Below are 19,039 nucleotides of genomic sequence, written 5' to 3'. Positions count from 1 at the left end.
CCCCTTTTATACTTTTATTTTTTATTATACTAAAATTTGGTTGATTATACAAAAAAAGATTAGGAAAATTCTCCTAATCTTTCGCTTTTTTCTGTTTCATGGCTGATAGGAATGCCACAATGAGAAAACTGACAGCAAAAATGACAACCATATAAATAAAAAAGTTTGGTTTGATTTGGAACGTAAAAGCAGACGAACCTTCCATTTCAAAAGCAAGACTGTTAAATAATAATTCATTATTTGTTTTTGATTGAAATAAGTGATAGAACAGAACACCAATGGTCAGCATCGGAAAACCTAAGAAACCTAGGAAACTACCAACAATTGCACCTTGTTTCATTGCCTGAACGTTCATGATCGTTGTCCTCCCATTCCACCAAGCAATAACTGCTTCATAATAGACTTACCATCCCCCATAAACGGAAGAAGGTAGAGTAATTGAATAAAATACGTGATTGAAAAAATGAAAAACCCTGTCGAAATTGGATTTTCTTTTAGAAATAAAACAGTCACAATGATTCCGGCTGCGCCAATGAGCCCCGGCAAAAGCGGACCAAGCAGTGTAATCCACACCTGTTTTTTCTGAAACGGATCTAAAACAGGCCTCACAAATTTCACAGACATCATATCGCTCGCAAAAAAGCCTTGAGGACCATCCCGGCCGGCGAACTTCCGATGTGCATACCCATGTGCCGCCTCATGCAAGGCAGTTCCAGTAATTAACCCGAAATAAATAATCGTAAAATAAATGGCAATGGCTGCAATCGATGGATCAGGAATAAATAAAAAGGCGATTCCCGCCATGATCATAAAGAGCACCCAGAAAAAGATGATTTTGCGCGTCACCATCAGCAGAGCCGTACCCAATATGTGAAGAAATGAATGACCCGTGCAGTCAAACCGCTCTTTCATCTTTACTTGATACTGCTTAAAAAATTGACAGAAGGCTGTGACAGTCCGATATGGTGATTGATAATGAATCGACAGCAAGTGATGCTGATTCAGCCCCATCATCAATTGATAAAAATCGCGGGCAATCACAGACTCATCGACCTGAAACAAATCGGCGAGTTCTGCCGTAATACTCGCCTCTGTCCTTTGACCATCCACTTTCGTTAACATATGATATGCACTTTCGTTAATTGGAAGTGAGCTTCCGTACTGCGTATCAGTCAAATGCCTTTTTTGTAAAGTCACATATGGCCCAAGTGCCGGCACCCGCTCAATCTTTAGCTTATTGTTAAGAAGTTGAATCATGTGAATACCTCCATGAAAAACCTTTATGTATGGCAAAGATGAGCAGACATTCAAATCCTGCCACAAGCAGCCACTGAAGCATTTGACTCGATTCCCCTATCACATAGTTTCCAATAAATACAATCGGAATCATGATTAAAATAAGCGCTCCAAACGAGAAAATACCTGTGTAAGGATTATTTCGATCAAGGGGTAATAAAATACCTACCACATAAAAGAGAGCCGTTGCATTACACAAGACAGCAGCGCCAATCAACACGATCCAGATCTGATCCGGGAGCGTCAGTGTTGTGATCATAAATAAAACAATTTGGATCACACCAACGAGCAAAAGCCCGAGAAACTTATAAAGAGCCACTTCCCACGGCCTTAGACCAAACGTTTTATACATCCCAAGCATACGTTTGTCATTGCCAAATGAATTAAAAGCTGTTAACCCAGCTAGCGCACATAAGACAAAAAAAGCTTCTCCTTCAAAGCGGAAGGCAAACTGATAACGGACAAATAAAATGACAATAAGGAGGATGAGAAAGTTTAAAATATTTTCTTCATTTCTCACTTGTGACTTTATTTCCTTTACAATGAGTGACCACTTTTTCGAAGATGAAAATGGTAGTTTGTGCAGAAAGGTTAACGCTTTTTTCTCAGCCATAATTGGCATTAAAGCAAGAGAAATAAATGCGCCTCCCGCAGATAATAAGATGAAGAGGACCAAAATCGCATAATTCACCCCGTCAGGAGACATCCCTTGTGCCGCTAAGAAAAACGGCGCTGTAAAATACATCAAATGATAATCAAACTGTACATATGATTGCTGTATTTGATTGATGTCGAAATGTGTCATTCCATACGCTACAACTAGCGCTAATAAAACAAATATCGCTGCAAATTTTTGCAACGGTAATTTTAATTTTAGTACGAGTAAATAAGTCACGTTGTAAATGAGCTGAAGCAGTGTTAAGACAAAGAGCGATTGCAAAAGCACCATCAAAAAGAATGTAAGAATAAAGAAAATACCGATCCCTTGTGCAATAAAATTAGGTAAAAGCAAGATCCCGATGAAAAATAAAACAAGCCCTGTCACGACTGTCACCATCGGAATGAAGTAACCAAGACTTTTTTGAAAGGTAGACAGCGGAAACCAGCTGAGCTGCATAGAAAAACGATCTTGTTCAGGTGTTCTGACTTTGATCAGCACAAATAACAAGCTTGTAAAAATGGATGCATTGATTGCCATCGACACAACCAACAACCCAAGTGAACGTTCATCTCCATTTAAGAAAGCCTTCATAAAGACACCCGTAAAACTGTATCCGATGATGGCTCCCATTGTGACTGCAAACAAAAAGAATAAGACCACAATGATTCGCTTCGTTTGAGTATCAAAGAGCTTATACATCTCCTGCTGCCACATTTTAAGCATCATTTTAGAAATGATTAATGATTTCATCAAAATGTTCACCCCTATCACTTAACATTGAAGCTTTCAGAAACACCTGTTCCAATGTGCTTGATTGATACTTTTCTTTTAAGGCTGAAACCGTTCCTTCATCCATTTTATTTCCTTTAGAAATAATGGCGATCTTGTGGCACAGCTCTTCCGCTGAAAGCATATCATGCGTTGAAAGCAAGATTGCACCATGGTGCTCGGCATAACGTTTCATCAGTTTCTTTGTGTTTATAACCGCTTCAATATCAAGTCCTCTAAAGGGCTCATCCATGATCACTAATTGACTCTCAAGCATAAAGGCAGCAATCAGCTGTGTCTTTTTTTTCATTCCATGGGAATAGGTTTCAATCGGTCTTGATAAAGCTGTTTCCATATCAAACAATTCAATTAGTTGATTTCTTCTTTGAATTGTTTTACATTCATACATAGAAGAAACAAAATCTAAATATTCAGCACCAGTCAATGCTTCAGGGAGCAGCAGATCATCTGGAACATAGGCGACTTGTTTTTTAAAGGATGGATCATCATTTGTGACATCCTTGATATGAATGGTTCCTTCTGTATGCTTAATGATGCCGAGTACACAGTTAATCATCGTTGTTTTACCGGATCCATTTGGTCCAGCCACAGCAACGATTTGATGAGGGGCAATTTTCAAATGAAAATCATTGACAGCAGTCACGTTATTTTTATACGTCTTGGTTAAATTCTCGATCGTAAACATATAACCTCCAAGTGTCTGCATATTCTTTAAAAACAGATCAGGCTAAACCGCCCGCCACAGACGGTTTAGCCCTGGTGTCTTATCTAAGAAGTAAAAAGATGAATCCTAAGTATAGCTACTTACATTCAATTTGGACTTTTAAGCCACTTTCCCACTGAACGGCTCCTGTAAAGCTACCCTTGCCGTTTGCTAAACACCAAACTGCTGCTCCTAGAACAACTGTTGCTCCCAATCCAAGAAGGACAGCAACAAATACTAAGAACCAAGCTTGGTCCATAATAGCAGGTTCCATAGTGGAATAGTCAACTTGCGGCGCTGCATAAGTCATACTTTTCACCTCCCAGCTTATGATGATCGTATCATAGGCGTCACACTCCAAACATCAACAGAAGATCCCATTTTTGACCGAACATATTTTCGTATAAAATGTGACTTTTTATTCAATTATTCATGTTCAACTGTATAAATTCTCCCTTTTTTACTATTTTTCACCACAACATAAGAACCACAAAACCCATATATTGGCAATAAATCCATCTTTTTTCTGCCTTTTTTCAAATAGTTCATTTTCATCATCTCTTCTATTTAATCTTTCATTTTTTTGAGATAGAAAGAATTCCCCCGATATATCAGATATAAAAGTCCTAATTATATGTCGTTAACACATCAAATACGACATATTAACTGATAATTCCGACAAAAGAGTGAGCATATTTTCCTTCTTCTCTTGTCTCTTAAAATATGTATATACAAGAAAACCTGTTGGGAAAAAAGCCCTTGCCTTCTTCCACAGCACATATCATTTTACTTGCTTCTCTTTCTATAAAAAAAGCAAAGCAGCCCGACAAGTATGACTGCTTTGCTTTCATTTATGAGGAACTTGCAGCAGAGGCTGTATCAGGAAAGTAATTGTTCCCAATAATTTCACCAGCAGGAACGTGTGGTCCTGCATCACCATTTCTTTTAAATGGGAGAAGCGGGAAAACAAGTTCTGCTAAATAATAAGATTCTTCTAAGTGCGGATAACCAGAAAAGATAAATGTATCAATACCTAGAGACTGATATTCTATTATACGTTCTGCTACTGTATGCGGGTCCCCGACGAGCGCTGTTCCTGCCCCGCCTCTAACTAAGCCAATGCCCGCCCAAAGATTAGGGCTAATTTCAAGCTTCTCTTTATTCCCTTGATGTAATTCAACCATTCGTTTTTGCCCTACTGAGTCCATCCCTTGTAAAGTCTTTTGCGCATCATCAATAGTCTCTTGATCTAAATGACGAATCAGATGTTCCGCTGCCTGCCAAGCTTCATCTTCCGTTTCCCTCACGATCACATGAAGTCGAATACCAAACCTCACCGTTCTTCCCTCCTTTTCAGCCTGCTTTTTCACTTGTGCGATTTTCTCTTTTACTTGTGCAGGCGGCTCGCCCCAAGTTAAATAAACATCTGTATGTTTTGCAGCGGCTTGAATGCCTGCTTCTGATGATCCTCCAAAAAAAACGGGTGGATGTGGTGTTTGAGCTGGTGGAAATAACAGCCGTCCATTTTGTGTTTGCAGATGCTTCCCTTGAAACTGAACATTCTCTCCTTTCAATAACCTCTTCCATATGGTCAAAAATTCTTCTGCTGCCTCATAACGTTCATCATGAGAAATGAATAGCCCGTCTCCTTCAAGTTCTTCTTTACTTCCTCCCGCTACAACATTGATCAGCAGTCTCCCGCCTGAAAGCCGATCAAATGTGGAGGTCATTCTAGCAGCAACAGATGGCTGCATCAACCCTGGCCGAAGAGCCACAAGAAACTTTAAATGGGTTGTTTCTGCAGCTAAAGCGGCCGCTGTCAGCCATGGATCTTCACAAGATCTACCAGTAGGCAGCAAGACCCCTGTGTACCCAAGCTGATCGGCAGCTTGAGCAATTTGTTTAAAATACGGATAGTCTGCCTGTCTTGCCCCTTTCGAAGATCCTAAATAACGCCCATCCCCATGCGTTGGAATAAACCATAGAATATTCATCATATCGCCTCCTATTATTTTTCACCTTGATAACTTATGCGCCATTTGAGCAATCGCTTTTCTAACAGCCGTACAAATGAATCAGTCATCTTACCAACTACCGCAAAGATGATAATCCCTACAAACACTTTATCCGTTTGCGAGAATTGTCTTGCATCCATAATCATGTAGCCGACTCCACTACTCGACCCCATCAATTCAGCCACCACTAAACCAAGCCAGGCAATGCCTAATGAAAGCCTCACGCCCAGAAGAATATGGGGAAGGGCAGCAGGTAAAATGAGCTTTGTGATATTTTGATACAGATTAAACTCTAAAGCGCGAGCCACGTCGAAAAGCTTGTTATCTACACTGCGAATTCCTAGAAAAGTATTGATATAGATCGGAAAAAAAGCCCCAAGTGCAATCAATAAAATTTTCGCTGATTCATCAAAACCAAACCAAAGAATAAATAAAGGAGTCACCGCTAAATGAGGAACTGTTCTCAGCATTTGCAAGGTCGGATCTACATACTGCTCGGTTTTCCTAGAAAAACCGACACACAGACCCATCGCAAGTCCTAAACCTCCCCCAAGTAAAAACCCGCATATTGCTCTGTAGAGACTGATGTAAAGATGGCCAAACAGCTCACCGGAACGAATCAACTCACGAAAAGATTCCGCAATGACAGTGGGTGCAGGTAGTACAGTAGAAGAAACGATTTGGGAAGCAGCAGCTCCCTGCCAAATCGCAATGAGTAAAGCAGGTAATACAAGTCCTTTTAACATGATGAAGGATGAAGCTTTTCTCCTTTTTTTCTTCATTCGCTCAGTTTTAGTCACAAGGGCTGGGTTAGATGCAGCTTTCATCAACTCTTCTCCTCTTTCAGCATTTTTTCAATAAACGAATTATCTACCACCTGATTGACATCAATCTTCCGCTGAATCGCCTTTGTTTGATATTGAAAATCAGCTGTATGCTGCTGAGCGTTTATGATCTTCTTAGAAATGGGCTCATTGAGCGGCTCTGTATTGTTTAATACTTGTGTCACCACCTTCTGATCTAATTGTTTCAAACGAGCATAAAGTGTAATGGCTTCCTGTTGATGGTCTTTCTGCCATTTCACCGCTTTGTCATATACTTTTAAAAATTGCACCACTAGTTCAGGGTACTCATCGGCAAACTTGGATCTGACAAGTGTGAATCCAGGTGAATATAAATCGGTCGCTTCTCCATTAACCAGTAGCTTTGCTCCCTTTTCTATCGTTTCAAGTGATAAGAACGGCTCCCAGATCGACCAAGCATCAACTGATCCATTTTCAAACGCAGATATTGCCTCATCCGGCTGAAGCTGAATGATCTGAACATCCTTTGCAGATAAACCAGCCTGATCTAATACTTTGTATAAAAAGTCAAAACCACTGCTTCCTTTGGCAACGGCGATTTTTTTTCCTTTTAAATCTTCTACTTTTTTAATCTCACTGTTCTTATTCACTAAAATCCCATTCGCCTTTAACCCATCCTGAGATAAACCAATTTCCTTAAAATCAATACCTGCTGCCTGACCAGCTATAACAGGTGAATTACCAACCTGTGAAAAATCTAATTGATTGGCGGCGAGTCCTTCGAATTGGGGAGGACCACTTTGGAACTCCACCCACTTGACTTTCACACCTTCTTTTTCAAATGATTGCTCAAACCACCCTTTTTCCTTTGCTAAAAGAAGTGGGCTTAGACTTTGCTGAATCCCAATCCGAATCTCTTTCGGCTTGTCTTCTGATCCATTCGCTGCTTGACCACACCCAGCTAATACAAGGAGGATACCCAGAAAGAGAACGATCCTTTTTTGCCTTTTCATTCAATTTGACCTCCTTAAATTCCTGAGCCATTCGTCAGTAACAGCTCATCTGTTTTCTCAAATTCTGAAAGCACCTTTTGTCTTAAGCTCTGAAAAGCTGTTGACGTTCTATTCCGCGGGAATGGTAAGTTCACGGGAAGGATTTTATGAATTCGACCGGGTCTTGCTTGTAACAGCACAATTTCATTGGCTAAATAAATGGATTCGTCAATATCATGAGTGACAAGCACCATCGTTGTTCTTTTCTCCTGCCAAATATCCAGCAGTACATCCTGTAAGTGTTTCCGTGTAAATGCATCTAGCGCACCAAAAGGTTCATCAAGCAATAAAATCTCCGGATCACGCAGAAGTGCTCTTGCAATAGCAACACGTTGTGACATCCCGCCTGAAAGCTCATGTGGATAGGCGTGTTCAAAACCTTTTAACCGAACAATTTCAATTAATTCATCCACTTTGCGGCGAACAGCCACCTGTTTTAAATTGAAATTGGCAGCGATATTTTCTTCGACCGTCAGCCATGGAAACAAGCGATGCTCTTGAAAAATAAAGCCCTGTTTCATTCCTGGTTCTACCACACGCCTTTCTCCTATCACGATCTGCCCATCATAATCTGTATCAAGGCCTCCAATCATCTTCAGCAATGTACTTTTCCCGCATCCGCTCGGACCAATCACCGTCACGAATTCACCAGGAACGATGGTGAGCCTTACGTTTTCAAGCACTTGAATGGTTTGTTTGTCTTTCCAAAAAGACTTATCCACAATATCAATGGAAATAGTCATTGCAAGTTCACTCCTCTTGTCATCAGATAAATACACAGAAAGGCCCTTATCCCAAAAGAGAGATAAGAGCCTTCGTGTTGTCCGATCAGCTATTCATATTGAGTTGTTAGCACCATCCTAAATCATATTATTCCTATAAATCAACTATATTTTATAAAATGGTTATTTCGACCTTGTATGCTTTTCATCAATACGATCGTAAATTTCTTCTATTCGTTCTTGATTGCTGTAAATCTCATATTTGTTCCGCTCAATCAAAATGTCTAATGTGATATCCAAATGTTTTCTGTATTTTTTTCGTTTTTTCTTTTTCTCCATCTTCAGCTTCCCTCCTGATTAAAATAAAAAAAGGCCCTTCACTCATGCTTGAGTGAACGAGCCTTCGGTTGACCGATCAGCGATTCTTGTTGGTATTTTTAGTATGCTTATGTTAATACATACTATTCCGACATGTCAACTATATTTATTGTTTTTTCAGATTTATCTAAAAAATGATTGACCGGGCAGTAAACAAGATTTATAGTCTTATTAAATATTTCTTATTAAAGTAGTTGGTTTTATCTAACAAAAGGAGGATACACACATGTCAGAAGAACTTCAATTTCGTTTAGAAACAAAAGCAATACACGCAGGTCAAGAACTGGATTCAGCCACCTATTCAAGAGCTGTACCTATTTACCAAACAAGCTCTTTCGGTTTTAGAGATAGTGAGCATGCGGCGAATTTATTCGGACTTCAGGAACCCGGTAATATTTATTCACGTATTATGAACCCGACAAATGATGTGTTTGAAAAACGGATCGCTGAGCTTGAAGGTGGAATTGGTGCACTTGCTGTCTCCTCAGGACAAGCAGCGACCACTTACTCCATTTTAAACATTGCAGGAGCTGGTGACGAAATCGTATCCTCCAGCAGTCTGTATGGCGGCACATATAATTTATTTGCTCATACCTTGAAAAAGCTTGGAATAACAGTAAAGTTTGTGGATTCCTCAAACCTTGAAGAACTTGAAGCAGCCATTACAGATAAAACAAAAGCAGTGTATGCAGAGAGCATCGGAAATCCAAAAGGCGACATTTTACATATTGAAGCCGTATCAGCCATTGCACACAAGCACCATATCCCGCTAATTGTGGATAACACACTTGCAAGCCCTTATTTGTTAAGACCGATTGAATTTGGCGCAGACATTGTCGTCCATTCAGCGACGAAATTCATCGGCGGCCACGGCACATCCATTGGCGGAGTCATCGTCGACAGCGGCAAGTTTCCTTGGGGTGATAGCGATAAGTTCAAAGGCCTGACTGAACCAGACCCAAGCTATCATGGCCTGACGTATACGGAAGCAATTGGCGAAGCGGCTTATATCACAAAAGCACGTGTACAGCTCTTACGTGATCTAGGGGCGGCTTTATCACCATTCAACTCATTTTTACTCTTGCAAGGCTTAGAAACATTGCATCTTCGCCTTGAACGCCACAGTGAAAATGCATTGAGGACAGCACAATTTTTACAAGATCATCCTCTTGTAGAATGGGTCAGCTATCCAGGTCTTGAAGGCCATGAATCCTTTGAGCTGGCTCAAACTTATTTACCAAAAGGACAAGGTGCCATCCTCACATTCGGCATTAAAGGTGGCAAAGACGCAGGAAAAAAACTCATTGATTCGGTTCAGCTTTTCTCACATCTTGCAAACGTAGGCGACTCTAAATCACTCATCATCCACCCTGCCAGCACAACGCATCAGCAATTAAGTGAAGCAGAGCAAAAAGCCACAGGGGTGACACCAGAACTTATTCGTTTATCTGTTGGAACTGAAGCGATTGAAGATATTCTGGCAGATCTAGAACAGGCGATTTCAAAAAGCCAGTCTTAACCAAACAAAAAAAAGCACACGCCTGTGTGCTTTTTCTTATTGATTAGTGATTGATTAACCGAATATCTTGGACGGGATAAAACACGAATGATGTTGTCCCTTGAATGTCACTCTTTGTAAAAAGACCTAAACCATTGCGACTGTCCATTGACTTTTGGCGATTGTCACCCATGACAAAGTACTTTCCTTTAGGGACTGTAAGAGGACCAAAATCAGGTGTCAGCAAGGTGCCATCTGCGGCAGCTTTCTTTTTGTTTGATGTTAAATAAGGCTCCGCCACTTTTTGACCGTTCACATATAGCTGGTCATTTTTCATTTCGATTTTATCACCAGGTAAACCAATCAATCGTTTCACATAGTGAGTACTGCGGTCTTCCCCATCAAGAACAATGATCTGTCCGCGTTTATAATCGCCGAAGTAATCGACTGTTTTATTCACAAACACCCGCTCTGTATTATGCAGTGTCGGTTCCATAGAAGTCCCCTTCACAATATACGGTGCGAATAAAAAGTTACGAATGATAAAAACAGCAATAAATGCGATTAAGATGGCTTTGATCCAGCCCCATAATTCTGATTTCTTTTTTTGTGTTTTTGTATTTGTTGTCATAAGCTCCTCCTGAAATCCCCTAGGACAAAATGAGTTATCACCAGCTGACCGCTGACGCCACGCTTGTTTCTCCCTAAATATAAACATATTTTGCCAACAAATCAAGCTGTAAGAGAGAAAAAGGCAAGCACCTTTCTGTGCTTGCCCAAAACTCAGTTAGTTAGCAGAAGAATCCGCTTCTGTCTCTTTGTTTGTTTTACCATAGAAATAATCAGATGGATTCACTGGTTTAAAATCAGATAGCTTATGGAATCGAAGAAGATCCCTGTACAGTACTTTATCTGACAGGCTTAACTGATTATCAACACGGGCTTTAATCGCTTCTGTCTTTTTGTTTTGTTTCACCACTTTACCCGTTTTTGTATCGTAGACCGTATTATCTACAAGGGTATATTTTGGTGTCACATAGTTTCCGTTACGGAATGCAACAGTTTGATCATGCTTCTTAGAGAATAAATCTGTTCCAAAATTCACGTACTCATTTGAATCAATACCTTGTAAGTGAAGAAGCGTTGGCATCACGTCTACTTCACCGCCATACGTATGATTCACGCCGCCTTGTTTCCCAGGGATACGAATCATGAGCGGTACACGCTGATTTTGTGCATTTTGATATGGCGTAATTTCTTTCCCTTGAATCTCACTCATTGCACGGTTATGGTTCTCAGAAATTCCATTATGGTCACCATATAATAGAATCACTGAGTCTTTATACAGACCCGATTTTTTCAAGTCCTTAAAGAATTGTTCTAATGACTCATCCAAATATCTCGCTGTTTGGAAATAATTATCCACTGTTTTATCGCCAGTTGTTGCCTTAGCGATTGTCGCATCTTTCTCATCTAAATTAAATGGATAATGGTTGGTCAATGTCATTAAGTGTGCATAAAATGGCTTTTTCATTGATTCTAACATTGGGATTGATTCTTTAAAGAATGGTTTATCCTTCAGACCCATGTTTACAAGGTTTTCTTCATCCATGTTGTAATAAGATGCATCGAAGAATTGATCAATTCCCATATGTTTATAAATCGTGTCACGGTTCCAGAAAGATTTATAATCCCCGTGAAGCACTGCACTCGTATAGCCTGCTTTTTGATCTAAGATAGCAGGAAGTGATTGGAAGGTATTTTCACCTTTTGTCACAAACGCTGCACCCTCTGGCAAGCCAAACATACTATTATCCATCATGAGCTCAGCATCAGAAGTCTTCCCTTGACCAGTCTGGTGGAAGAAGTTATCAAAATACGTAAAATCTTCTTTTCCATGAGCTAGTTTGTTTAAAAACGGCGTCACTTCTTCTCCATTTAACTTGTAGTCAATTAAAAATGACTGGAAGCTTTCTAAATGGATTTTGATGATGTTTTTCCCTTTTGCTTGACCAAAGTATTCTGCATTTGGTTTCGCATAGTGAGAGGTCGTATAGTTCACAACATCCGTTAAATCATCACTACTCGCATTTGCTACCTGCGTTGCATTTTGTGCGGTTTGCACGCCGTCATAAATCGCATAGTTATAAACACCTAAATATTTCACAATATACTTATGATCAAATGTTCTCGTCAATAATTCTGGACGATCTTTTTCAGCTAAGTGTAGGTTAACGAAGAACAGTCCAACACCTGCAGCCACAATCAGCAGTGCGAAAGTTTTTTTCATTTGGAACTTCTTCACTTCTGGTCTCCAAATGACAATGGCAATTAAAATGATGATATCAAGGAAGTACAAAAGGTCATGCGGCTTAATACTTGCTAACACACCGCCGGTCATACCTCCCCCAAGATTACCGGCTTGTTTCATTGTCGGGAATGTTAAAAAATCATCAAAGAAACGATAGTACGCTACATTCGCATATAAAAGTGCGGTCATAATAAAATCAATGACAATTAAAACAATGGCCGATTTACGCCCCTTCAAAAAGAGAGCAAGTCCTAAAAACACGATGGCTGAACTAAATGGATTTAATAAGAGAAGACCCTCTTGAAAAGATCCCTTCACTCCTAAATTAAAGTCCATTTTGTAGGCTGTGTACGATTTTGCCCAAAATAAAAGGACAGCCAAAACAAAAAAGCTATATTTGTTCGCAAATATTTTTTTCATAAAACCTCTTCTTTCTTATTTTCGATCTGATATAAATGAAATCATAAAAAATTTACATTGATTTTGCAAATGTAAATCTTCTGCACCAAGCATTCCGATGCTCTTTTCTCCGCAGGTTACATGTGCTCCTTTAATATAACGAATAAGAAGCATCATAAGTTTCAAAAAAAATACGAGTAAATAAAAGGAAAAATATCCATTTACATTAAATTTACTGCCGCTTCATGTTTCAGAGAATGATGAAGGTTTTGTAAATCACTCAGTACTACTTTACTTTTTTCATCTAATCGTGTCAAAGTAATTATAAAGAAAAGGAAGAATCACCTAGGCTTTTCGACTCACTTAGCCAAATTTATACAAAATCCGAACCGATTTGCTTTTTTATTGTGACTCAACCTCCTACAATCCATGTATCCTCTCTGCTGCCACAAACCTAAAAACAGTTTTAAGTAAAAAAAGCTTGATTTCCCCTACCAATGTAAGGTGTGATAAAGGTATAGCTCCATCAAATAAATCAAGCTGGGGGACATCCTATGAAATCAAACAAACAAATCAACATATTTGAACAAAGATTCTCAGAAGAAGTGATAGACATCATGGCTGTTACAGGACCTTCTGGAGTCGGCGCAGGAAAAGCAGGAAAAGAGACTCTTTGGACTGCTTCAATCCCGCTCATTGCATGGAAGGAAAAAGACCGCATCATAACCGAAAAAGTGAGACTGTGCTGGTTAACAGATGAAAAGGGATTACGAGAAAAACAAGCGCAATTACATAAAGAATCTATCGTCACACTTCAAGTACGTAAAGGTGAAGGTGAATTTATGCTCGTTTCACTTGTTGATACAGATACTGAAGATAAGGAACTTCAAGAAATATTAGAAGAAGCTCAACAACCTATCTTTTACCACGATGACAAGCTGGGTACCTTTGAATTAGTGAAAGGACTGGACTTATTTGAAACAACCATACAGTGGGGCAATGAGGAGTGCCTTCTTTACTTCAATCTTGAAGAAGAGGAAGAAATGAATGACTCTCTGAAAACGGCTAGACAACTCGTAGAAGAGCAGACAACATGGGATGCCTCCATGAAGTCATATGCAGCAAATCAGCTAATTGAACTAGCAAAAGATTGGCAGGAACAAGACGACTCCGCTGAAAATTCAGAAGAGATCACACCGGATCAATTTATCAGCCGCATCTCTCTTGAAAGCCTCCATGCTTATCCAAATGGAGAATTCGAAGCCTACTATCATGACGGAGATTTATTTTGGGGACATGTCATCATTGTCTCTGGCAATATGAATGGAACGTTTCAAGATGCACACATTGCTGGCTAAAGAATGGGGGATGGATAAATGAAGATCAAAGCTTTTGAAGAATTAAATCAACTAGGAAAAACACCTATTGTAGCCAAAATAGGCGGGTTTCGCCCTGATCCATCTAAGTACAGCTGGTTTGCTGGTCATTTTTTCATCCAACGTGATAAAGAGTGGCCGGCAGATCAAGATGGAGCTATGATTCCCATTTTACAAATGTATTTACCCGAAGTACCAGGGGGAATGAACGGCTTTGATGAATGTAAGATGATTCAAATTTTCATCAACAAGAAAACCCTTCCGATCGATATCGCCAAAAACGGTGATGGCTGGAAAATCATTGAATATTCATCAATGGAAGGTTTAGAAATCGCTGAGACCCCTGAAGACGTGAAAGGAATTAAACCTTTTCAGATAGAGTGGCTCGAAGGGGAACAACCGGATTATCCATGCTGGGAGGAAGCTTGGTCATACGTTGACTTATCAGAGGTTAATGAAAGTGAAGAAGCGACAGATCATTTCTTCGAGCATTACTCAAACTACTCGTTCACAAAAATCGGTGGATACGGAGCTTACATCCAACCTCCTCCCCACCAGATGTCAGGAGAATTCATGCTGCAAATCGCCTCAGAAGAAAAACCTCGGTTCATGATTGGTGATAACGGCACGATGTATTTCTATTACGACAAAGACAATAAAGAATGGTTCATGCACTGGGATTGTTTTTAAAACCAATTGTATGGAACCATTCCCCTTTCTAAACGTAATAAACGATATGAAGGGGGCCGGTAATATGGGATTCATTTTAGACATCTTCATTCTTGCTCTATATATCCCTTTTTTACAGGTAGATGAAGATGATATATCACGAAATGCAGCACAGCTAAAAAAATACAGCTGGTTTCAAGCGTTATTAAATGATCAAACGAGCAGAGAGCTGATCATTTATGATCAAGGAGTCCGCCGTGTAATTGGTCAATTTAAGACGAGTAAACTCCATAAGAAGCCATACAACATCAGATGCGAACGAAAGGTACAACAAGCCATACACCGTGCCATGTCAAAACACGGAAAGAGCCGCACTTAGCTGTGGCTCTTTTCGTACAAATGTAATAAATCCTTTTGAAGAAAACAATTGACGCTCGGACAACTCTCCCCGTATATTATGTATAAATCCATCTTTTTTTAGAAAAGGGGGCCTCACATGCGCTTGTTTAAGAACTGGAGAAAAAAGCAGCACAAACAGCCGATTACTTCAGATATGCAAGAAGACAGCATCCCAATTAACTTTTCCACTCTTCCCTTTGGCACAGACACCGTAGATGATTTTTTGTTCAACTTAGACCTAACCTCAAAACTGATAGATCCATACAAAGAAGCAGACACGAACAAATAGAACCTAAACTTTCGTGAACCCTCATCCAATATTGGATGATTTTTTTATACTTAGAGGAAGGTGTCCCCCCTATGAAGACATATTATTTCGTCAGACACTGTCAAGCAGATGGACAATCCGAGGATGCGTCTTTAACGCCTCAAGGCATCACACAATCGCATGAACTCGAACAGTTTTTTTCCGGCATTCAGCTCAACCACATCATCTCAAGTCCTTATAAACGAGCGATTCAAACCGCTGAGCCCCTTGCTCATGCCAAACAGATCAAGGTACAAATGGATAAGCGTCTCTCTGAACGTAGGTTAAGCAGTCAACCAATGAAGGATTGGTATGAAAAACTAAAGCTCAGTTTTTCGGACTTGCATATGACCTGTGAAGGCGGAGAATCGAGCCAAGAAGCGATGAATCGTATTGTAGAGGCACTCTATGAACAAATAAAATTAGGAAGAGATCATACTTTATTCGCCACTCATGGCAATATTATGAGCCTGCTTCTAAAACACGCCGATCCTGCAATTGGATTCAAGGAGTGGAAACAACTAAGCAATCCAGATGTCTACATCCTGAAATATTTTAAACCAGACCATGTAGAAATAGAAAGAATATGGCATAAATAAAAAAGGCAGGGTTGACCCCAGCCTTTTTCTTATGAAAAACAACTATTGGTGATAGTAAAATGTCTGTACCCACTCATAGGGCTTCTTACGATCCGCACACCATTTCACAAAACCTCTTGTCTGCGTCTGCTGAAATTCCTTCCAGTCCGATAAAAGTTGGTTATAGTAGACTGCTAGTTTTTTAACATTGCTTTGAACATTTTTATCTTCGATCAGTTTCATGACATCTTGAATCCCTTGAATTCGCTCATGATCTTTCTCATAGGTGCTTAAATAAAGATCTTCATGTATATGATGAAACGAATACCACAAAGCCGAGAAATAGGTTTCGCAAATTTGAACAATCACTCGCTGCTCTTTGCTGCCTCCCATCTCTAGTGCCTTCAATAAATAGGGCAGCCCTTCCCCCTGATGCACAAACAAGCCTTGCCAGCGATACGGTCTCACATCCATTGGATCAATATTTTCCCACTCTCGAAGAACAGGGTGGATCACCCCATGTACCAATGGATACACAAGCAAATGATGACCATCATCAAAACGTTCAATGTAATCAAACAGCCAAGCAACAAATGAACGCCGTGCTGTAAATTCGTTCTTATTCATCTCTTCAACAAAAGACTGAAGAACCTTTAACGCATCTTTACGCAGACCCTGTTCTTTCCTTACACAGTACTGTCTAAAAAGCGGATAATCATGTGAGCGCTCATCTTCAATCATAGTCTGTAATATCGTCTTCGTTTGCAAGATAACAACTCCGCCTCTTTACATTCATTCTATTGAACTATTATAACCAATTGTAACATCCACATGAAACTAGTAAAAAGATGAATTGTCCTTTGTCTTTTATAAAACCCTTGGCATCCTCAAATCCATTCTTTTCTGTGTTCATAAATGAATTGTATGTCTTTTTGATAATGTTCAAGGTGCCCCTCATGAATCATTTTTTGAAAGGCTCTATCCCCTTCATTCGCTTTTCGCTTCATGTATTGACATAAACCTTCTAAACGCAGCAACACCATGTCCACATAATCTTCTGGTATTTCCTCACCATAAGCTTCAAAAAACAGTTTGACTCTATACTTTATATGGGCTGCATGCTCTAATGAATGATAATTTACGACCTCCCCTGTTTCAGTACGAAAAAACCTACTGAGAGGGACACAAGTATAGAGAGTATATGCAATATCCCAAAGCTTTGGACCAGGGGCAGCTACATCAAAATCAATGATTCCCACTGGCTTTTGATCTTTGAAAATGATGTTGTACATCGCAAAATCATTATGGCACACAACCTCTATGTTGTTAGGCGTATTGTCCATTCGTTCCCAATCGTCTGAAATGGGAAAATCACTAACAGCATCATGATACAGTCTAAGCATTCTCGCTATTTCTTTCAAAACATTGTGAGAGCACATGTATTCTTTTAAGGGATCATGACCGGCCACACCTTCAATGAAGGACAAGATCTCTCTACCTTTTTCATCAACCCCTAAAAACTTTGGAGCATAGGAGAAATTCTTTTTTTCTAAATGCTTTAGCAGCTTTTGTATATTCATATTGTCTGACTTTACCTCTCTGCGAACCGTATCTCCCGAACGATATACGTTGGAGACATTTCCACCTGTCAATAACTCTTCATGATCATTTTGTTTTTTCATAAATTCTCCCCCAAACTGGGTCACAATAATGATGCCAACTAAAGATGCGTATGTACCCACAAATATTCATTTAGTTACACAAAGGTTGTTCACTGTTTTATGTGAATGCGCTACTCCATTTTGTTTCCTTATATGGTTAAATGTATCGTACCAAATGTTGCAAATCATCTAAAGTTTATTCTGTTAAAAGTAGTACATGCTCATTCTCTTCTAATAGGATTCTATTTTCATCTAAATAACTCATTTAAACCACAAAAAAACGTTTCACCACGAGGGTGAAACGTTGGGTTCACGGTAAAAACCGATCATGAAACTTTTAATATTAATAGATACCGGTGGCCGGAGTCGAACCGACACTCCGTGATAAATGATTCCAAAAAGGCAAGGTATACCCTCTGAAAGTAAAGCAGCCGTTAATGAAATAAGAATTAAAGTTCTTCTTGATATATTGCTGATTTTATCGGCTTTAAAGTCAAAGGAATTTTAAACTCATGAATACTTTCAATATGATTAAAAAAATGATCTATATCGTCATAATCCATTGACCATTCTTCTACCACCTTTAACTTTTTTAACTCGCTTGTTGGTTTAAATAAAAATTCACAGTGCAGTTGTTCCATGTGAGAATAATCATCTTCTTCATAAATTGTAAACTGACGTACAAAATCAAGATGAAATAGTTCCTCTCCCGTAAAATCATAGACACCACACTGAAATAAAATTTCTTTATCTTCTTCGCCCTCAACGGTCTCCTTTGAAAAAGCCTTAAATGTTTCCCAAACCTTTTTTATCTCATCGGTCTCTTCACCGATGCTATCTTTAAGATAACTTTCAGCATTTTTAACCGTAATCATTACAACACCTCCTATGTACAATTGATCCAATCCATCTTCAATTGTCCTGCCCCTTTAGTTTAATCATAAGGTAACCATCATTAAAGTAAAAGTCAATCTCCTTTGAACACAATTTGAAGTAATTTTTTCGTGTGAAAAATCAGCTAAACAACAAATAAAAAACGCCCTCCTACAATTTGTAGAAAGACGTTTTAAACGTTAATATTCCTTAATTCTTCTGTAATTGACGATAATAAAGAATATCTTAAACTCGATACCGGTGGCAGGGGTCGAACCGACACTCCAGAGGAACACGATTTTGAGTCGTACGAACGTCTGAACCATTGGTATTATGCTATTTATTCAACATTTCTTAAAATAAAGATGCTAACAAATTAGATTTTTGCATAGCATATTCCTTCTTTATACACTAATACATCCGATGCATTACATGTTACTCGTTTCCCTTGTATATCCCAAGAATGAGATATTTCATCACGAACATACTCATAAGCAAGTTTTGTCTTTTCAATTTCAGTTTGAGCCGGAATAAAAAGTTCATCTGCAT

21 protein-coding genes are annotated in these 19,039 nt (G+C 39.2%); 6 read left to right on the top strand and 15 right to left on the bottom strand.

Annotated features, from left to right (window positions below; genetic code table 11):
- Positions 1 to 73: 73 nt before the first annotated feature.
- The 10 genes from NSQ64_RS05190 to NSQ64_RS05145 form a co-directional block, all read right to left on the bottom strand.
- Positions 74 to 355 carry a hypothetical protein gene (locus NSQ64_RS05190; protein ID WP_008349089.1) on the bottom strand — a complete coding sequence of 94 codons (282 nt, stop codon included), beginning with the start codon at positions 353 to 355 and terminating at the stop codon, positions 74 to 76.
- Entirely contained in the window at positions 352 to 1,257 is a 906-nt protein-coding gene (locus NSQ64_RS05185) for a PqqD family protein (protein ID WP_212360743.1), read from the bottom strand. Before NSQ64_RS05185 ends, NSQ64_RS05190 begins: the two co-directional genes overlap by 4 nt.
- Positions 1,241 to 2,707, bottom strand: a complete 1,467-nt coding sequence (locus NSQ64_RS05180) for a hypothetical protein (RefSeq protein ID WP_341015404.1) — start codon at positions 2,705 to 2,707, stop codon at positions 1,241 to 1,243. The genes NSQ64_RS05185 and NSQ64_RS05180 overlap by 17 nt, the downstream gene beginning before the upstream one ends.
- Positions 2,685 to 3,431: an ABC transporter ATP-binding protein gene (locus tag NSQ64_RS05175; RefSeq protein ID WP_341015403.1), complete on the bottom strand. Its 747-nt coding sequence runs from the start codon at positions 3,429 to 3,431 to the stop codon at positions 2,685 to 2,687. Before NSQ64_RS05175 ends, NSQ64_RS05180 begins: the two co-directional genes overlap by 23 nt.
- Positions 3,432 to 3,546: 115 nt before the next feature.
- Positions 3,547 to 3,759, bottom strand: coding sequence for a hypothetical protein (locus NSQ64_RS05170; RefSeq protein WP_003211695.1), 213 nt, complete (start codon positions 3,757 to 3,759; stop codon positions 3,547 to 3,549).
- Positions 3,760 to 4,300: 541 nt separating this feature from the next.
- The gene (gene ssuD / locus NSQ64_RS05165; RefSeq protein ID WP_047947124.1) at positions 4,301 to 5,443 is read right to left on the bottom strand and encodes an FMNH2-dependent alkanesulfonate monooxygenase; all 1,143 of its coding nucleotides are present in this window, start codon (positions 5,441 to 5,443) and stop codon (positions 4,301 to 4,303) included.
- 14 nt (positions 5,444 to 5,457) lie between these two features.
- Positions 5,458 to 6,246 carry an ABC transporter permease gene (locus NSQ64_RS05160; protein ID WP_234712545.1) on the bottom strand — a complete coding sequence of 263 codons (789 nt, stop codon included), beginning with the start codon at positions 6,244 to 6,246 and terminating at the stop codon, positions 5,458 to 5,460.
- A gap of 44 nt (positions 6,247 to 6,290) precedes the next feature.
- Positions 6,291 to 7,280 (bottom strand): aliphatic sulfonate ABC transporter substrate-binding protein, encoded by a 990-nt coding sequence (locus NSQ64_RS05155; protein ID WP_047947123.1) that lies wholly within the window; start codon positions 7,278 to 7,280, stop codon positions 6,291 to 6,293.
- A gap of 14 nt (positions 7,281 to 7,294) precedes the next feature.
- Positions 7,295 to 8,062 (bottom strand): ABC transporter ATP-binding protein, encoded by a 768-nt coding sequence (locus tag NSQ64_RS05150; RefSeq protein ID WP_058337548.1) that lies wholly within the window; start codon positions 8,060 to 8,062, stop codon positions 7,295 to 7,297.
- Between the two features lie 162 nt (positions 8,063 to 8,224).
- Positions 8,225 to 8,380, bottom strand: coding sequence for an FbpB family small basic protein (locus NSQ64_RS05145; protein WP_034647783.1), 156 nt, complete (start codon positions 8,378 to 8,380; stop codon positions 8,225 to 8,227).
- A gap of 265 nt (positions 8,381 to 8,645) precedes the next feature.
- On the opposite strand from NSQ64_RS05145, the gene NSQ64_RS05140 reads away from it, so the two are divergent.
- Entirely contained in the window at positions 8,646 to 9,938 is a 1,293-nt protein-coding gene (locus NSQ64_RS05140) for a homocysteine synthase (RefSeq protein WP_341015398.1), read from the top strand.
- 43 nt (positions 9,939 to 9,981) lie between these two features.
- Here NSQ64_RS05140 and lepB read toward each other — a convergent pair whose 3' ends face one another.
- Together lepB and NSQ64_RS05130 are read right to left on the bottom strand one after the other, a co-directional pair.
- On the bottom strand, positions 9,982 to 10,548 hold the full coding sequence (gene lepB / locus NSQ64_RS05135; protein WP_035703366.1) for a signal peptidase I: 567 nt from the start codon (positions 10,546 to 10,548) through the stop codon (positions 9,982 to 9,984).
- A 156-nt stretch (positions 10,549 to 10,704) separates the two neighbouring features.
- Positions 10,705 to 12,648 (bottom strand): LTA synthase family protein, encoded by a 1,944-nt coding sequence (locus NSQ64_RS05130; RefSeq protein WP_007497007.1) that lies wholly within the window; start codon positions 12,646 to 12,648, stop codon positions 10,705 to 10,707.
- A 533-nt stretch (positions 12,649 to 13,181) separates the two neighbouring features.
- Here NSQ64_RS05130 and NSQ64_RS05125 point away from each other — a divergent pair.
- From NSQ64_RS05125 to NSQ64_RS05105, 5 genes are all read left to right on the top strand, one after another.
- Positions 13,182 to 13,985: a DUF2262 domain-containing protein gene (locus NSQ64_RS05125; protein ID WP_048003253.1), complete on the top strand. Its 804-nt coding sequence runs from the start codon at positions 13,182 to 13,184 to the stop codon at positions 13,983 to 13,985.
- Between the two features lie 18 nt (positions 13,986 to 14,003).
- The gene (locus tag NSQ64_RS05120; protein ID WP_125589200.1) at positions 14,004 to 14,693 is read left to right on the top strand and encodes a DUF1963 domain-containing protein; all 690 of its coding nucleotides are present in this window, start codon (positions 14,004 to 14,006) and stop codon (positions 14,691 to 14,693) included.
- 64 nt (positions 14,694 to 14,757) lie between these two features.
- The gene (locus NSQ64_RS05115; protein ID WP_125589202.1) at positions 14,758 to 15,051 is read left to right on the top strand and encodes a hypothetical protein; all 294 of its coding nucleotides are present in this window, start codon (positions 14,758 to 14,760) and stop codon (positions 15,049 to 15,051) included.
- Between the two features lie 117 nt (positions 15,052 to 15,168).
- Positions 15,169 to 15,360 carry a hypothetical protein gene (locus NSQ64_RS05110; protein WP_125589203.1) on the top strand — a complete coding sequence of 64 codons (192 nt, stop codon included), beginning with the start codon at positions 15,169 to 15,171 and terminating at the stop codon, positions 15,358 to 15,360.
- 71 nt (positions 15,361 to 15,431) lie between these two features.
- Complete coding sequence (locus NSQ64_RS05105; protein WP_125589205.1) at positions 15,432 to 15,977, top strand: histidine phosphatase family protein; 546 nt, start codon at positions 15,432 to 15,434, stop codon at positions 15,975 to 15,977.
- A gap of 42 nt (positions 15,978 to 16,019) precedes the next feature.
- Here NSQ64_RS05105 and NSQ64_RS05100 read toward each other — a convergent pair whose 3' ends face one another.
- From NSQ64_RS05100 to NSQ64_RS05090, 3 genes are all read right to left on the bottom strand, one after another.
- Entirely contained in the window at positions 16,020 to 16,724 is a 705-nt protein-coding gene (locus tag NSQ64_RS05100; RefSeq protein ID WP_125589207.1) for a hypothetical protein, read from the bottom strand.
- A 119-nt stretch (positions 16,725 to 16,843) separates the two neighbouring features.
- On the bottom strand, positions 16,844 to 17,638 hold the full coding sequence (locus NSQ64_RS05095) for a phosphotransferase (protein ID WP_341015391.1): 795 nt from the start codon (positions 17,636 to 17,638) through the stop codon (positions 16,844 to 16,846).
- 428 nt (positions 17,639 to 18,066) lie between these two features.
- On the bottom strand, positions 18,067 to 18,492 hold the full coding sequence (locus NSQ64_RS05090; RefSeq protein WP_048001794.1) for a hypothetical protein: 426 nt from the start codon (positions 18,490 to 18,492) through the stop codon (positions 18,067 to 18,069).
- Positions 18,493 to 19,039 lie beyond the last annotated feature (547 nt).

The organism is Bacillus sp. FSL W8-0183, from assembly GCF_038006825.1.
Taxonomy (GTDB): Bacteria; Bacillota; Bacilli; order Bacillales; family Bacillaceae; genus Bacillus; species Bacillus altitudinis.
The sequence above is the reverse complement of the archived record's forward strand: the minus strand, read 5'-3'. Positions and strand labels throughout refer to the sequence as shown.

What these genes read in the sequence shown, in the direction of transcription:
- NSQ64_RS05175 (WP_341015403.1), bottom strand. Translation starts at nt 3,431, where the DNA reads ATGTTTACGATCGAGAATTTAACCAAGACGTATAAAAATAACGTGACT.
- NSQ64_RS05145 (WP_034647783.1), bottom strand. Translation starts at nt 8,380, where the DNA reads ATGGAGAAAAAGAAAAAACGAAAAAAATACAGAAAACATTTGGATATC.
- NSQ64_RS05130 (WP_007497007.1), bottom strand. Translation starts at nt 12,648, where the DNA reads ATGAAAAAAATATTTGCGAACAAATATAGCTTTTTTGTTTTGGCTGTC.
- NSQ64_RS05095 (WP_341015391.1), bottom strand. Translation starts at nt 17,638, where the DNA reads ATGAAAAAACAAAATGATCATGAAGAGTTATTGACAGGTGGAAATGTC.
- lepB (WP_035703366.1), bottom strand. Translation starts at nt 10,548, where the DNA reads ATGACAACAAATACAAAAACACAAAAAAAGAAATCAGAATTATGGGGC.
- NSQ64_RS05140 (WP_341015398.1), top strand. Translation starts at nt 8,646, where the DNA reads ATGTCAGAAGAACTTCAATTTCGTTTAGAAACAAAAGCAATACACGCA.
- NSQ64_RS05190 (WP_008349089.1), bottom strand. Translation starts at nt 355, where the DNA reads ATGAACGTTCAGGCAATGAAACAAGGTGCAATTGTTGGTAGTTTCCTA.
- NSQ64_RS05125 (WP_048003253.1), top strand. Translation starts at nt 13,182, where the DNA reads ATGAAATCAAACAAACAAATCAACATATTTGAACAAAGATTCTCAGAA.
- ssuD (WP_047947124.1), bottom strand. Translation starts at nt 5,443, where the DNA reads ATGAATATTCTATGGTTTATTCCAACGCATGGGGATGGGCGTTATTTA.
- NSQ64_RS05170 (WP_003211695.1), bottom strand. Translation starts at nt 3,759, where the DNA reads ATGACTTATGCAGCGCCGCAAGTTGACTATTCCACTATGGAACCTGCT.
- NSQ64_RS05185 (WP_212360743.1), bottom strand. Translation starts at nt 1,257, where the DNA reads ATGATTCAACTTCTTAACAATAAGCTAAAGATTGAGCGGGTGCCGGCA.
- NSQ64_RS05160 (WP_234712545.1), bottom strand. Translation starts at nt 6,246, where the DNA reads ATGAAGAAAAAAAGGAGAAAAGCTTCATCCTTCATCATGTTAAAAGGA.
- NSQ64_RS05090 (WP_048001794.1), bottom strand. Translation starts at nt 18,492, where the DNA reads ATGATTACGGTTAAAAATGCTGAAAGTTATCTTAAAGATAGCATCGGT.
- NSQ64_RS05150 (WP_058337548.1), bottom strand. Translation starts at nt 8,062, where the DNA reads ATGACTATTTCCATTGATATTGTGGATAAGTCTTTTTGGAAAGACAAA.
- NSQ64_RS05155 (WP_047947123.1), bottom strand. Translation starts at nt 7,280, where the DNA reads ATGAAAAGGCAAAAAAGGATCGTTCTCTTTCTGGGTATCCTCCTTGTA.
- NSQ64_RS05120 (WP_125589200.1), top strand. Translation starts at nt 14,004, where the DNA reads ATGAAGATCAAAGCTTTTGAAGAATTAAATCAACTAGGAAAAACACCT.
- NSQ64_RS05180 (WP_341015404.1), bottom strand. Translation starts at nt 2,707, where the DNA reads ATGAAATCATTAATCATTTCTAAAATGATGCTTAAAATGTGGCAGCAG.
- NSQ64_RS05110 (WP_125589203.1), top strand. Translation starts at nt 15,169, where the DNA reads ATGCGCTTGTTTAAGAACTGGAGAAAAAAGCAGCACAAACAGCCGATT.
- NSQ64_RS05105 (WP_125589205.1), top strand. Translation starts at nt 15,432, where the DNA reads ATGAAGACATATTATTTCGTCAGACACTGTCAAGCAGATGGACAATCC.
- NSQ64_RS05115 (WP_125589202.1), top strand. Translation starts at nt 14,758, where the DNA reads ATGGGATTCATTTTAGACATCTTCATTCTTGCTCTATATATCCCTTTT.